This is a genomic window from Pseudomonas caricapapayae, from assembly GCF_001400735.1.
Taxonomy (GTDB): domain Bacteria; phylum Pseudomonadota; class Gammaproteobacteria; order Pseudomonadales; family Pseudomonadaceae; genus Aquipseudomonas; species Aquipseudomonas caricapapayae.
The window spans coordinates 1-13,722 of record NZ_LJPW01000190.1; the positions used below are offsets into that span (position 1 = coordinate 1).

A 13,722-nucleotide genomic window follows, 5' to 3' on the forward strand; every position below is an offset into this window, starting at 1 on the left:
TATACCGATCAGTATATTAGTAGGTGGATTCGGGTGATGACGAAAAAGAATCAGGACGAAAAACTTCCGATCGGCGCGTTGCTGGCGCTGGCGATGACGGGGTTCATTTGCATCGTGACTGAGACGCTGCCTGCGGGTTTGCTGCCCGAGATCAGTAGCGGGCTGGGGGTCTCGGCTTCGTATGCAGGGCAGATGGTGACGTTTTATGCGCTGGGTTCTCTGCTGGCAGCCATTCCGCTGACCATCGCTACGCAAAGCTGGCGTCGCAGGACTGTCTTGCTGCTGACGATCGTCGGCTTTTTGATTTTCAATTCGGTCACAGCGCTGTCTTCCAGTTACTGGCTGACCCTGATTGCGAGGTTTTTCGCTGGCGTCTCTGCGGGCCTGGCCTGGAGCCTCATCGCAGGTTACGCACGCCGCATGGTTGTCCCGAAATTGCAGGGCCGCGCGCTGGCGATCGCCATGGTGGGTACGCCCATCGCCCTGTCGCTTGGCGTGCCTTTGGGAACCTGGCTGGGCGGGTTCATGGGCTGGCGTTTGGCATTCGGCTTGATGTCCGGGATGACCCTCGTGCTGATCGCCTGGGTACTGATCAAAGTGCCGGATTACCCTGGCCAAACCTCCTCACAGCGCATGGCGTTGGGTCAGGTCTTTTTTACGCCTGGCGTACGCCCGGTGCTGGGCGTGGTCTTTACCTGGATGCTGGCTCACAACATTCTCTATACCTACGTCGCGCCCTTTGTCTCCAAGGCTGGATTGGCAAATAACATTGATGCGGTGTTGCTGGCATTTGGCATCGCCGCGCTGGCGGGCATCTGGGTAACGGGACGGCTGGTTGATCGCCATCTGCGAAAAGCGGTCTTGGCCAGCCTTGCAACCTTCGCAGGTGTTTCGGTGTTCTTAGGCTTGTTTTCCGGCTCCGCTTTGGCTATTTACCTCGGGGTTTTTATCTGGGGCCTGACGTTTGGTGGTGCTGCCACGCTCTTGCAAACCGCGCTCGCCGATTCGGCAGGCGAGGGCGCTGATGTCGCGCTTTCCATGAATGTCGTGGTCTGGAACAGCGCTATCGCAGGAGGCGGGTTATTGGGGGGTGTTCTGTTGAGTGAATGGGGAGTGGGATCTTTTCCCTGGGTCTTGTTCGTGTTGTCGGTGCTGAGTCTGCTCATTGCAGCGCGAGCGCATGTTCATGGTTTCGCAACAGGTCACCGATTTAACGGGGGAGCGGTCTGAAAGGGTAGCCTCGCTGGCTTGGCAATGGGGCAGGTGCGGGCCAGTCTGGCGTATGCGCCACGCGACCAAGGCGGGTATCGGGATCAGCCTGATGCTCGCGATGGCTTGCTACAGGCCGCTAAAGGGGAGGTGATGGAAAGTGACCAAGTATGGAGTCAAGCAGCCCTGGAAAGCGTGCTTCAATCTCATCCTTGCGAAGAGCGTTCATGTGCGTCGTACCAACGATACGCGTGCGCATCAACCCCGAGTCACGTAGTACCCGAAAGTGATGAGACGCGCTTGATTTAGGTCGGCCGCCATCTAACTCACCACAGGTAGCCTCGTTCACGTCGGCAAGATGGCGAATGATCTCCATGCGCACAGGGTCGCTTAACGCATAGAGAACACGCTCAAGAGCGAACTCCCTGGGCTCCGGATGATTGAATGCTCTCATGAAAAATGACCTGTGGCGCAGGCGTACACGTCAAGTGGCTGCGTGGTGAAACGATGTGCTGCCCGCGCGGTTCCATGACAGCGTCGATGAGGGCGATCTCGTTGGCGACTTGCTGTGGTGAGCTGTCGTGAGCAGTGAACAGTTTCTCGACACTTGCGCCGGGTTATTCGGGTTTTTGAGCGCCATAGAATCTGCCTGTATCATGGAACGATCGGTCCATATATCTTGGTCCGATCGTTCCAGGTTGTCAACGGAGAATCCATGAGCGGCAAACCGCAATACGATGAAGGCACGGTCCTGAACGCGGCGACAGGTGTTTTCTGGCGTCATGGGTACGCGAATTCGTCTATCAGCGACCTGACGGAGGCAACGGGGTTGTCTCGATCAAGCTTGTATCAGCGGTTCCATGGCAAGGATGGGCTCTTCAACGAGTCTCTTCAGCTGTATACCGACCGTGTGCTGGCTCGAATGAAATCGACCAGAGTTCAGGGTTCCAAAGCGAGCATGGAAGCGTTGTTACGTGAGTTTCTTCCACCGGAGTCTGACGTAAAGCGTCCTCTTGGCTGCCTGATCTCTCGTAGTAACGCTGAGCATGAAGACCTCACTGCCGCAGGAAAGAGAACCGCACACGCTGCGGCTTGTCAGCAGCGGCAGATTTTTCTGGATATTTTGAATGATGGCCAGTTGCAAGGTGAGATTGCCGAGCACGCCGATCTGGATCTACTGGCGTGGTATTACTTTGGAATATTACAGGCCATTGTAAATCTGCCTTCGACCGGAGCTACTCGCCAGACACTTACCCGCCTTATTGACTTTGCGCTGTTGACGTGGCCTCAAAGCCGTATTGAAAAGTAGCCCTGTTGCGTCCAGCGGCTCAACGCGCAATCCCGACATATTCTGGCAACGCAAGGGGGCCTTTGTTAGTTAGCCCACCTTGCACCCAGATACATTGTAATCGATAAGCCGCCGGTAGCTCTTGTTCGCGAGGAACTGCGCCGGGCTTATGCAGTATATGAGCCCGTTATCAAACTAACCCAATGCTGAACCATTAGGAATTTATGCTGGTGTACAGGGGCTTATGCCAGTACCTGGGCACCCTTGGTCGCGGTTATTTTGATGTGCCCTGAGGTGGCAGTATCGTTGGATATACTTGGTATGCTCGCGGTGCCTAATTGAACCCAGGTATAAAATGTATATCATGATCACGCGTTAAGTTATTGAGTTAACTTTTTCGACACTCCCTACGCAGGATGGATCATGAAAGCACTTAGTGAAAAAATCGCACTGATAACGGGCGCATCGAGCGGCATAGGCGAAGCGACGGCCAGGAAGCTCGCCAGTGTGGGTGTGAAAGTGGGTATCGCAGCGCGCCGAGCCGATCGTCTTGACGCATTAAAAGCCGACATCGAGCGTCTTGGTGGGCAAGCGCTGGTTTTGGAGATGGACGTGGCAGACAAAGCGTCGGTCGAGGCAGGGGTGAAAAAGCTGGTAGACACCTATGGGGGAATTGATATTGCAGTCAATAACGCGGGTCTGATGCCCCTGTCCAATATTGACGAATTCAAAACCGATGAATGGGACAAGATGGTGGACGTCAATATCAAAGGGGTCTTGAATCTGTCGGCCGCCGTGCTCCCTCATTTTATAAAGCACCGTGCCGGGCACATTATAAATACTTCATCGGTGGCGGGGCGCAAAGTGTTGGGCCAGGGCTTTGCTGTGTACGCTGCGACGAAATTCGCGGTCAGTGCCTTCACCGAAGGGCTGCGCATGGAAGTAGGGCAGAAACATAACATTCGTGTCACCAGCATTCAGCCAGGTGCGACGGCGACTGAACTGTTCAATCACACAACCAGCGAAGAGTTTTTGCAGGTCATGGCTGGTTTTTCAAGCCAGGTAGAGTTCCTATTGCCTGCCGACATTGCGGACACTGTTCTGTATGCGGTGTCCGCACCTGAGCACGTTAATATTGCCGAGCTCTACGTCATGCCAACCAATCAGGTTTGACCCGCAGGCTATACGCGTATCAGCTCCAAAGCTTGACCCTCGCGAGTTGAGCTTTCGAGCTTCGCCCGGCTGGAAACTCATTGGCCTTTGCCAGTTGCGTGGAAGCATTCCAACGATTTCCATACCGTATCGTGACCGTATGCTGGCAGAAGGTCTATCAGACAGTGCATCACCGGAACGCGTTGGCGGGAGGTGTTAAATCATCCTGTCGTGAGCTTTACGTCTGCGACCGCGTCAAATTTCAACCGTGCAGCTTCAACGTCAGGCAGTTTGTCGAGCGTCCATTTATGCAACTCGCGAAATGGCTGCTGCAGTGTCTGGCCAAGCGGCGTGATTTCATACTGAACTGCCACGGGCGAAAACGAAATGACCTGGCGCGAGACGAGACCATTGCGTTCCAGCCGCCGCAGGGACTGTGTCAGAGCTTTCTGGGTGACACCCTCCAGGCGACGTTTGATGGCATTGAAGCGATGCGGCCCGTCATCAAGCACGGCCAGAACCATCATCGACCACTTGTCCGCGATCTGATCGAAAAGCGCCCGGCTCGGGCAGTCCGATGAAAAACATTGCGGCTCTAATTCCAGCATCAAATTTTCTCCGGGTGTAATGAGGCTACTCCAAGTGCCTGATTGACGTCAGGTCTACAAAATATACTTGTGTGGCGTGCAAAAGCAAATAAAGTCCACCCACTAAGAGGTTTCGCCTCGTCCTGCCTTTGAGCGTTGATCCGGGATGTAACTCTGGTTTGTCGGTCGCTAATCTCGGGTACGCTGAGAGCTTGAACCGGATCCTGTTCGCAGGTTTCTGGTAACGTTAATGAAGGAGATCAGAGCGTACGTATGGTTAAACATATCGATCCCGACCTTACCTTGTTGAAGATGCCCTCGCTCAAAGCGGTCAAATCATTTGTGGCCGCGGCAAAGTATCAAAGTTTTACTCGCGCTGCAGAGGCACTGTGCGTCACCCAGGCCGCGATCAGCCGGCAAATTCGCGAGCTTGAGGCCTATCTTGAAGTCGAGCTGTTCAAGAGGGTGGGGCGTGCTGTCCAGTTAACTGAGGCCGGTGCGATTTTTTCGATGCGGCACAGATGTCCTTCGTCAATATTTCCCAGGCAGCAGAGCGGATCCGTACCCATAATGCCGGCAAGCGAGTGCTGACACTGTGCTGTTCCCCTGCCTTTTCAGCCCTGTGGCTATCTGAAAGATTGCCGACGTTTTTCAGTCAAAACCCTGACATTGATCTGAACCTCATTACGACTCAGAATTTTCTGTCAATGGAACCTGGCATACGCCCGGACATTTTCATTACCAAAATGGCCAAGATTCAGGACGGCTACCAGTGTTACCCGCTTTTTCATGACGTCATCTATCCGGTATGTACCCCGCAATACAAAGCAAATCATCCCGAACTCTCGAGTCTGGAAGGGTTGCGTGACGGTGTTCTGTTGAATCTGAGCCCGTATGGGCGCTCCCAGGTCGCTGAGCATGTAGATTGGAACGTCTGGCTGGCCTTCAATGGCATTGATATCAGCGAGCGTCCTTTTGAAAGTCCGCACATGCTTAACGCCAATGACTATAACCTGATCATCACCATGGTCCTGACGCATCAGGGCGTAGCACTTGGCTGGAATCATCTGGTGAAAAAGCTAGTCGACGATGGCACGCTGGTGCGCCCGGTCAGCGATGAGTTGGTGCTCAGGGAAAGTCTGCATTACCTGACCTTCCGGCAAGACCGGCAGAACGATGACGCTTGCTGTCGGCTCAGAGACTGGATGCTTTCTCAGCTTGCCTGAGTCGGGCAGGTGCAGGGGGCCCTTAAACGTGGCAACGGCGTGTGAAGTGCACCATTTCCCTCCTGTGTCTAACGATTCAACCCCTTCAAAAGCGCCTATCGATAACATCAGGTTATGAATTGCTCTAAGAAAAGGTTTCTTGTCCGGTCGCAATGACGGGACGTATTCTCCACCTGAGCCTTTAAAGGCGTACGGCACTTGGAAAAGGCAAAACAGATAAGCGTGTTTAATCAGTGGTAACGCCGGGTCCAGTGTTTAATGCCCGGTTTGTCTCCGCCATCGTGAAACCGCGAATGCAGTGAACGAAGTCAAGCCGTAAAAAATAAGATCCTTGTACGTCGCCTGGTGCCTGCCAGATGATTAGACATTGTTTCAGTTGAGGCTTCTGTTTCTGCTCCTGTACCTGGGGTGGGAAGGTGATGAAGTTCTGAATGCAACTGGAAGATGCAGTTGACACAGTAAGCCAATGATTGCCGTTCAGTTCTGCTGTTCGAAGGCAGTGCGTATCGCCCTGCCTGGACAATGCTTGATACTTATTCTGGTTCGTCCAGCTGAGACAGGGGTGTAACTGTGAACGTTACTATTAATCGATAGGCACGGTATCTCTTGATGCGGGTTTGTACCGTACGCCCCGAAATCCGGCTGTGTTAGTTGATACGTCGGGCCATTTAAATCGGAGAAACTGACTTGAGATTCGAAGGTATATATACACCGGCGGTGACGCCGTATACGCCTGACGGCGAGATCGACTGGAACGTGTTTTCCGACGTTCTGGAGTCGCTGATCGAGGCGAACGTGCACGGCATTATTATTGGCGGCTCGACCGGCGAGTATTATGCGCAGACCGCTGAAGAACGCCTCAAGCTCGCTGCTCATGCCAAGGACGTCATCGGTTCGCGTGTGCAACTGATCATCGGCACCGGCGCCATACGCACTGAAGACGCTGTGATGTTCGCTGCGGATGCCAAAGCCATCAAAGCTGACGCTATCCTCGTCACCACGCCGCCCTACGCACTGCCAACGGACCAGGAAAACGCTGTCCACGCATTGACTATTGATCGTGCCGCTGACATGCCGATCATGCTTTATAACTACCCAGGGCGCATGGGCGTGCAGATGAACGAGGATTATCTCGCGCGCGTGGGCAAATCAAAAAATGTCATTGCCATCAAGGAAAGTTCCGGCGATATGGGCCGTGTGCACTTGCTGGCTCGCGAATTTCCGCATATTGCCCTGTCGTGCGGTTGGGACGATCAGGCACTTGAGTTTTTTGCTTGGGGTGCACGCAGCTGGGTCTGCGCTGGCTCCAACTTTCTACCCAAAGAACATGTCGCGCTCTATGAAGCCTGTGTCATCGAAAACAACTTCGAAAAAGGGCGTCGGATCATGTCGGCGATGATGCCGCTGATGAACGCATTGGACGGCGGTAAGTTTGTCCAGTCGATCAAGTTTGGTTGCGAGTTGAATGGATTGAAGGTGGGCGACGTCCGTGCGCCACTGCGTCCACTCAATGCGCAAGACAAGCGGAGCCTGCACGCCGTCATTGCCAACGTAAAACGCACCGTTGCCTATGTCACTTCGGGAGCCAACCATGCGTGATCTTCTGACTGCGGATGAATACACCGCCATCGCCCAATCCCTCTCGTTTCCGTCCAGCGCATTTATTGACGGTGTTTTTAAGCCAGCCATTTCCGGAGCTACATTTGCCACTCACAACCCGGCAACGGGTAGGTTCCTGGTTGATATTGCGGCATGTTCCTCACAGGACGTGGATTACGCAGTCAGCAAGGCCAGGGCAGCTTTCGAGGATGGCCGCTGGAGGCTGTTGCCCCCTGGCGAACGTAAAGCGGTTTTGCTGAAGTTCGCCAGGCTGCTGGAGGACAATCGCCACGAGCTGGCCGTGATGGAAAGTCTGGATAGCGGCAAACCCGTACGCGAGTGTCAATTGGTGGACGTGCCAGACACCATTCATACCCTGCGCTGGCACGCAGAAGTCATCGACAAGCTTTACGATCAGACCGCCCCGGTGGGCAACGATGCACTGACTATGATCGTGCGCGAGCCTATTGGCGTCGTCGGCTGCGTACTGCCGTGGAATTTCCCGTTGCTGATGCTGGCATGGAAAATCGGTCCGGCGCTGGCCGCTGGATGCTCGGTCATCGTCAAGCCAGCCGAGCAGACCACCCTCACTACGCTGCGGGTTGCCGAGCTGGCTTTCGAGGCTGGCGTTCCGGCCGGTATTTTGAACATCGTGACCGGTACCGGCAAGGACGTCGGCGAGCCTATCGGCCTGCACAGAGACGTCGATATGGTCAGCTTTACAGGCTCTACCGCCACTGGCCGTCGTTTTCTGCATTATGCCGCCGACTCGAACCTCAAGCGCGTGGTGCTGGAGTGCGGTGGCAAGAACCCGGCAGTGGTGATGGACGATGCCGAAGACCTGGATCTGGTAGCTGAGCAGGTGGTCAACGGTGCGTTCTGGAATATGGGTGAAAACTGTTCGGCAACCTCGCGTCTGCTGGTGCACGCATCGGTCAAGGATGAGTTGCTCAAACGCATGGGGGCCTATCTCAACGACTGGAAAATGGGCGACCCGCTGGATCCGCACAATCGGGTGGGCGCTTTAGTGAGTACTGACCACTTCGAGAAGGTCAAGTCGTACCTCGATTATGCGAACGCAGGCGAGCTTGACGTAGTGTACGGCGGCGATACTCAGGATGGGGTCTTTGTCCAGCCGACGGTCATCGATGGTGTGAAGCGAGACAGCCCTCTGTTCCAGGAAGAGATCTTCGGCCCGATATTGTCAGTCACAGCGTTTACGTCGATCTCAGAAGCCATTGCGCTGGCCAATGACACGGTCTACGGCTTGGCGGCGTCGGTCTACACAGGCAGCCTGCGCAGAGCGATCAAGCTGTCCCGCGAGATTCGCGCCGGTATCGTCACCGTAAATTGCTTCGGCGAGGGTGATGCTTCGACACCGTTTGGTGGCTATAGGGAATCGGGTTTCGGCGGGCGTGACAAGTCGGTTTTAGCCCATGATCAATACACCGAAATCAAAACCATCTGGATCGACGTCTCTGATCGGTCGGTTGACGAGACCGTAAAATGAGCACTCACACCATCAAGCGTCTACCCGTAGACACCGGCGTTTCAGGCTGGGAGGCAATTTCCACACGCTCAGCGCCTGTGCGTATGCTTGATGGGCCGGTGACCGCGGACTGGCTGATTATCGGTGCTGGTTTCGCGGGGCTCTCGGCGGCACGCAGGCTGTCTCAGCTGCGCCCCGATGACAGGATAGTGGTCATGGATGCTCATGAAGTGGCCAAGGGGCCCGCCGGTAGAAACTCGGGTTTCATGATTGACGTGCCGCACAGTCTTTCTTCGGGAGAGTATTCAGTAGCCGGGGAATCAGCGACCGCTCTGGAAATTGCCCAGAACCGGTTTGCAATCAGGTTCGCCGCTCAGACCGCGCTGGATTACGGCATGAGCGCTGAGACGTTCGATCCGTCAGGAAAGATAAATGCAGCCGCCACTGAGCGTGGGCTGAAGCTCAATATCAACTACGCCAGTTCGCTGAACAGCATTGGAGAGCAATACGAGCTGTTCGATGCGGTACAAATGCGCGAAATCACTGGCTCGACCTATTACCAGGGCGGTCTGTACACCCCTGGCGCAGTCATGATCCAGCCTGCGCAGTACATCAGAGACCTGGCAGCCGGGCTGGAGGGGAAGGTGACTCTGTTTGAGCGCTCCCCGGTTATCGAGTTGTCCCCGGCGGGCAGTGGCTGGATTGCCCGGTCTCACCGTGGCGTGGTCAATGCGCCGAAAGTGATTCTTGCAGTCAATGGTCACATTGAGGATTTCGGGCATTTTCAGGGCCGTCTGTTACATGTCTTCACTTATGCGTCGATGACGGCCGGGTACCGGGATGATCAGTTCAACAAGGTCGTACCCGGCAAGGCAAGGTGGGCGTTGTTACCCGCCGACCCGATGGGGGCCACGCTGCGCAAGATCAGCGCTAACGGCCTGTCACGCATCGTTATCAGAACTCGGTTTACCTATGATCCGAGCATCCAGGTGACGCCACGGCGCGTTGCCGCCGTGGCTGAAGAACAGCGGCACTCCCTGGATTTGCGTTTTCCCGAACTGAAGCACACACCGCTCGAATTCAGTTGGGCAGGGCGACTCTGCCTGAGCCGCAACAGCGCGCCAGCGTTTGGCGAAATTGAACAGAATCTGTATTCGGCCTGCTGTGAAAATGGCTTGGGTACCGTCAAAAGTACGTTGGCAGGCGTCATGGCTGCCGAGTTGGCGACGGGCACCCATTCGAAAATCCTTGAAAGTTTCAGTCATAGCCCTGGGCCTAGCAGGCTACCGCCCAGACTTCTGACCAGATTGGGCGTCAATTCGGTCATTCGCTGGCAAGAATTCAAAGCGGGAAAAGAAGGATGAAATTGATTTAAATCATTGGCTTTTTCAAAGCCTGAGTTAGTTCCATAACGTAAAGCGGGGATACTCTATGAACACGATCTGGAAGACAGTCTGTGCGGTTGTTATTGTCGGCTTGATGAGTCTGCAGGCTCAGGCAGAAGAAAAAACCATCACCATGGGCACCATGAACTGGGAAGACTTGACGCCCATCACCGGCGTCACCAAAAAAGTACTCGAAAACGCTGGCTACACAGTCAAAGTGATTGAGTTTTCCGAGTGGGGGATTGCCTACGCGGCCCTGACCAAGGGCGATGTTCAGGTTCTGGCTTCACAGACGGACTATGCCGCGTCTGATTACTGGAACAAGAATAAGAATAAGCTCGAGAAATTGTCCCCAGTGTCGTTCGGTCTTTATCAAGGGCTTGCGGTCCCCCGTTATGTCGACATCGACTCTATCGAACAACTCAATGCCCATTCTGAACAGCTCGGCGGCAAGATCATCGGCATTGAGCCAGGTTCAGGCTTGATGAGCGATGCCGCTGACGTGGTCAAGGCATATGACCTCACACTCAAGTTGATTGAGGGCAGCACCTCGGCGATGACGGCAGCGTTGAAATCAGCCGTTGATCGCAAGGAGTGGGTCGCCGTGACCGTCTGGGATCCATCCTGGATGACCAAAAAATTCGACCTTAAATTCCTCAAGGATCCAAAAGGGATCTTACCGCCGCTGCAGGGCTACTACTGGATTGGTCATAAAGGCTTTGCTGAAGCCAATCCACGCGCTCGCGAACTGATGGCAAGTGTTTACGTGCCAATCGCCGACATCACTTCGATGAACGCCGAGGTCAAGGATGGCAAGACTATGGACCAGGCAGTTCAGGGCTGGACTGATAGCCATAGCGATCTGTTAAAGCGTTGGGGAAACGTCAAGAACTGAGTATTTCTTTTTATATGTGCCACTGCCGCCCTTTGATTAATTAGAGAAGCCGGTACAAACCGGCTCGACGGGTTACAAAATGACAACGGCCAAAATAGACCCTAACGAAGTGCTGGTTGATTGCCAGTCGGTTTGGAAAATCTTCGGTAAAAGTGCACCTGCGGCGATGGATGCTGTCGCTCAGCGTGGGCTGACCAAGACCCAGATACTGCAAGAATACAGCTGCGTAGTCGGCGTCTCGGATGTCAGTCTCCAGGTTAGACGTGGGGAGATTTTCTGCATCATGGGCTTGTCTGGCAGTGGGAAATCCACGCTGATCAGGCTTCTCAACAAACTCATCACACCGAGCGCCGGAAAGGTGTTTGTCAAAGGCAAGGACCTGTCCGCTCTGTCAGCCGCGCAATTGCGCGAGGTGCGAGCCCGGCACATCGGCATGGTTTTTCAGAGCGTCGCCCTGTTGCCCAACCGAACGGTACTGGAAAACACGGCATTCGGCCTGGAAGTTCAGGGCGTTGGGAGAGCTGCGCGTTACAAGGTGGCCGAAAGTGCGCTGGCCAAGGTGGGTTTGAGTGAGTGGTCTTCCCGCTATCCGAATGAATTGTCGGGCGGAATGCAACAGCGGGTCGGTCTGGCCAGGGTGATCACTGCAGATCCGGAAGTGATCCTGATGGATGAACCGTTCAGCGCTCTGGATCCGCTGATTCGCCGGCAACTTCAGGATGAGTTTCGACAGTTGACCAAGGAGCTTGGCAAGTCTGCGGTGTTCATTACTCACGATCTGGACGAAGCGATACGCATCGGTGATCGGATTGCAATCATGAAAGACGGAGTCATCATCCAGGTGGGAACGGCCGAAGAAATCGTGCTCAACCCTGCCGACGACTACGTGGCAGAGTTTGTCGCCGGGATTTCCCGGCTGCATCTGGTCAAAGCCCATTCGGTGATGACTCCTGTCGAGCCATTCAAGGCGGCAAACCCTGCCTGTGATATTTCCAGGCTACTCAGGACTGTCCCGGGCGCGGACATCAATGAACTGATCGGCCTGACCATGAAGTCGAAGCGTGATGCCCTCGCGGTAGTCGACAACGGTGTGGTGGTGGGCATCATTACCCCTCGTGATCTGCTGCGCGGCGTACAGGGTATTCCGAAAGAGTTCGCTGTGTCGCCAGCGGCCATCACCCTGGAGGCGTCGACATGAACACGCCTGATTATTCCGAGCAGTTTGATTCGCTCATTGACTCCGCTCTGGAGTGGCTGTCGGATCATGGCGAGTTGCTGTTTGGTGCTGCCAACGCTGTGCTCAACCGTCTCTACAACGGTGTCTTATGGTGCATTGCCTATCCCTCTTACTACGTGATTGCGTTGATCATCGCAGTAATCGGCTGGCGCGTGATCGGCGTACGCTTTGCAGTCCTGGCGGCACTGGCGCTGATGTTCTGCGCCTTGATCGGCTTGTGGCCGGAGACCGTGAGTACCCTCGCTCTTGTGCTCACAGCTACGGTGCTGGCATTGGTGGTCGGTATTCCTCTGGGGGTGCTTGCTGGTCTTGCTCCAGCGTTTGATCGGGTCGTGGACCCGTGCCTGGACCTTGTGCAGACCATGCCACCCTACATCTATCTTTTGCCGGCAATCGCGGTCCTGGGCTATGGGCCTGCCACGGCGCTGCTGGCAACATTCATCGTGGCGCTGCCTCCGGCAATGCGCCTTACTTCTCTGGGTATCCGCATGACTCCGAATGAGTTCATCGAGCTGGGCAATGCCAGTGGCGTCACCGGGTTACAGATGTTCTTCAAGATTCGCCTGCCGTTCGCCATGCCCAGCATCATGGCAGGTGTCAACCAGAGCCTGATGATGGCGTTCGGGATGGTAGTCATTGCCGGCATCGTCGGTTCTGGCGGATTGGGCCAGGCAATCTATGGTGCAGTACGCACGCTGGATATCGCCAAGTCGATCAACGCAGCAATCGCTATCGTGATTCTGACAATGATTCTGGATCGACTCGCGCAGGCAGCTGCCCGCGCACGCGCGGGAGATAGCCAATGAGCACGCCTGACATTCGCTTCTCGCCCGGAGACTACCTGGTGCCGGGGGTGGATTGGTTGAATGCCAACCTGCACGGCTTGTTTGTTGGCGTCAGCCAAGTGGTCGAAGCGGTATTGGGTCTGGTCGAGCGTGCATTGCTTGCACCGCACCCTTACTTGTCGATCGCCATTGTCATGATCGCAGCGATGCTCCTCGCTAATAAGCGGGTCGCGGTGTTCGTGGGGTTGATGCTGACTTTTTGCCTGGTGTCTGGCCTGTGGGTCGCCTCCATGCAAACAATTGCACTGGTATCCGTTGCGGTGCTGATATCTGTGTCGATTGCGTTCCCTTTAGGGGTACTGGCGGCTCGGATAAAGAAGGTCGACGACATCTTTTTGCCGATCCTGAACATCATGCAGACAGTGCCACCCTGGGTTTACCTGATCCCGGCAGTGATGCTGTTCAGCTTGGGCCGCGTACCGGCAATCATTGCCACCATTGTCTATGGCATCCCGCCAATGCTCAGGCTGACGACCCTGGCGTTCAAACAGCTGCCCAAGGACCTGCTCGAGTTGGGCCAGGCTTCTGGCGCTTCGCCAAGGGACATCCTGTTCAAGATAGAGCTGCCAACTGCTGCCCCGACACTGATGGTAGGGCTGAATCAGTGCATCCTTATGTCGCTGGCCATGGTTGTTCTCGCCGGCCTGGTAGGTGCGGGCGGTCTGGGTGCTGAGGTGACGCGGGGTTTATCGCGCATGGAGATGGGACTGGGGCTTCGCGCTGGCCTGGCCATCGTCGCCGTTGCCTTGTTGATGGATCGACTGTCTCGCGGCGCCTTGCAGCGCCATTCGCCGGCGAGACTGGGTTAGG

At 55.3% G+C, this 13,722-nt stretch carries 12 protein-coding genes and 1 pseudogene; 11 read left to right on the forward strand and 2 right to left on the reverse strand.

Features of this window, described 5'->3' with window-relative positions:
- Positions 1 to 36 precede the first annotated feature (36 nt).
- Positions 37 to 1,230: an MFS transporter gene (locus tag ALO80_RS28265; RefSeq protein WP_375232969.1), complete on the forward strand. Its 1,194-nt coding sequence runs from the start codon at positions 37 to 39 to the stop codon at positions 1,228 to 1,230.
- 118 nt (positions 1,231 to 1,348) lie between these two features.
- On the opposite strand, the gene ALO80_RS30280 is transcribed toward ALO80_RS28265, so the two are convergent.
- The gene (locus tag ALO80_RS30280; RefSeq protein WP_083493445.1) at positions 1,349 to 1,663 is read right to left on the reverse strand and encodes an ArsR/SmtB family transcription factor; all 315 of its coding nucleotides are present in this window, start codon (positions 1,661 to 1,663) and stop codon (positions 1,349 to 1,351) included.
- A 261-nt stretch (positions 1,664 to 1,924) separates the two neighbouring features.
- On the opposite strand from ALO80_RS30280, the gene ALO80_RS28270 reads away from it, so the two are divergent.
- Both ALO80_RS28270 and ALO80_RS28275 read left to right on the forward strand, forming a co-directional pair.
- Positions 1,925 to 2,518: a TetR/AcrR family transcriptional regulator gene (locus ALO80_RS28270; RefSeq protein WP_055011363.1), complete on the forward strand. Its 594-nt coding sequence runs from the start codon at positions 1,925 to 1,927 to the stop codon at positions 2,516 to 2,518.
- A gap of 402 nt (positions 2,519 to 2,920) precedes the next feature.
- Entirely contained in the window at positions 2,921 to 3,670 is a 750-nt protein-coding gene (locus tag ALO80_RS28275; protein WP_055011364.1) for an SDR family oxidoreductase, read from the forward strand.
- Between the two features lie 200 nt (positions 3,671 to 3,870).
- On the opposite strand, the gene ALO80_RS28280 is transcribed toward ALO80_RS28275, so the two are convergent.
- On the reverse strand, positions 3,871 to 4,257 hold the full coding sequence (locus ALO80_RS28280) for a winged helix-turn-helix transcriptional regulator (protein ID WP_055011365.1): 387 nt from the start codon (positions 4,255 to 4,257) through the stop codon (positions 3,871 to 3,873).
- A gap of 252 nt (positions 4,258 to 4,509) precedes the next feature.
- Between ALO80_RS28280 and ALO80_RS28285 the strand changes: the two are divergent.
- The 8 genes and pseudogenes from ALO80_RS28285 to ALO80_RS28320 all read left to right on the forward strand — a co-directional run bounded on the left by ALO80_RS28285 (position 4,510) and on the right by ALO80_RS28320 (position 13,721).
- Positions 4,510 to 5,462: pseudogene (locus ALO80_RS28285) on the forward strand (LysR family transcriptional regulator).
- A gap of 687 nt (positions 5,463 to 6,149) precedes the next feature.
- Positions 6,150 to 7,061 (forward strand): dihydrodipicolinate synthase family protein, encoded by a 912-nt coding sequence (locus tag ALO80_RS28290; RefSeq protein WP_055011366.1) that lies wholly within the window; start codon positions 6,150 to 6,152, stop codon positions 7,059 to 7,061.
- Positions 7,054 to 8,571, forward strand: a complete 1,518-nt coding sequence (locus ALO80_RS28295) for an aldehyde dehydrogenase (protein ID WP_055011367.1) — start codon at positions 7,054 to 7,056, stop codon at positions 8,569 to 8,571. The genes ALO80_RS28290 and ALO80_RS28295 overlap by 8 nt, the downstream gene beginning before the upstream one ends.
- Positions 8,568 to 9,914, forward strand: coding sequence for an NAD(P)/FAD-dependent oxidoreductase (locus ALO80_RS28300; RefSeq protein WP_055011368.1), 1,347 nt, complete (start codon positions 8,568 to 8,570; stop codon positions 9,912 to 9,914). Before ALO80_RS28295 ends, ALO80_RS28300 begins: the two co-directional genes overlap by 4 nt.
- A gap of 67 nt (positions 9,915 to 9,981) precedes the next feature.
- Positions 9,982 to 10,830, forward strand: a complete 849-nt coding sequence (locus ALO80_RS28305; RefSeq protein ID WP_055011369.1) for a glycine betaine ABC transporter substrate-binding protein — start codon at positions 9,982 to 9,984, stop codon at positions 10,828 to 10,830.
- A gap of 79 nt (positions 10,831 to 10,909) precedes the next feature.
- Positions 10,910 to 12,028 carry a quaternary amine ABC transporter ATP-binding protein gene (locus ALO80_RS28310; RefSeq protein ID WP_055011370.1) on the forward strand — a complete coding sequence of 373 codons (1,119 nt, stop codon included), beginning with the start codon at positions 10,910 to 10,912 and terminating at the stop codon, positions 12,026 to 12,028.
- A complete protein-coding gene (locus ALO80_RS28315) occupies positions 12,025 to 12,873 on the forward strand; it encodes an ABC transporter permease (RefSeq protein ID WP_055011371.1) in 849 nt (282 codons plus the stop codon). Before ALO80_RS28310 ends, ALO80_RS28315 begins: the two co-directional genes overlap by 4 nt.
- Positions 12,870 to 13,721: an ABC transporter permease gene (locus ALO80_RS28320; protein WP_055011372.1), complete on the forward strand. Its 852-nt coding sequence runs from the start codon at positions 12,870 to 12,872 to the stop codon at positions 13,719 to 13,721. The genes ALO80_RS28315 and ALO80_RS28320 overlap by 4 nt, the downstream gene beginning before the upstream one ends.
- Position 13,722 lies beyond the last annotated feature (1 nt).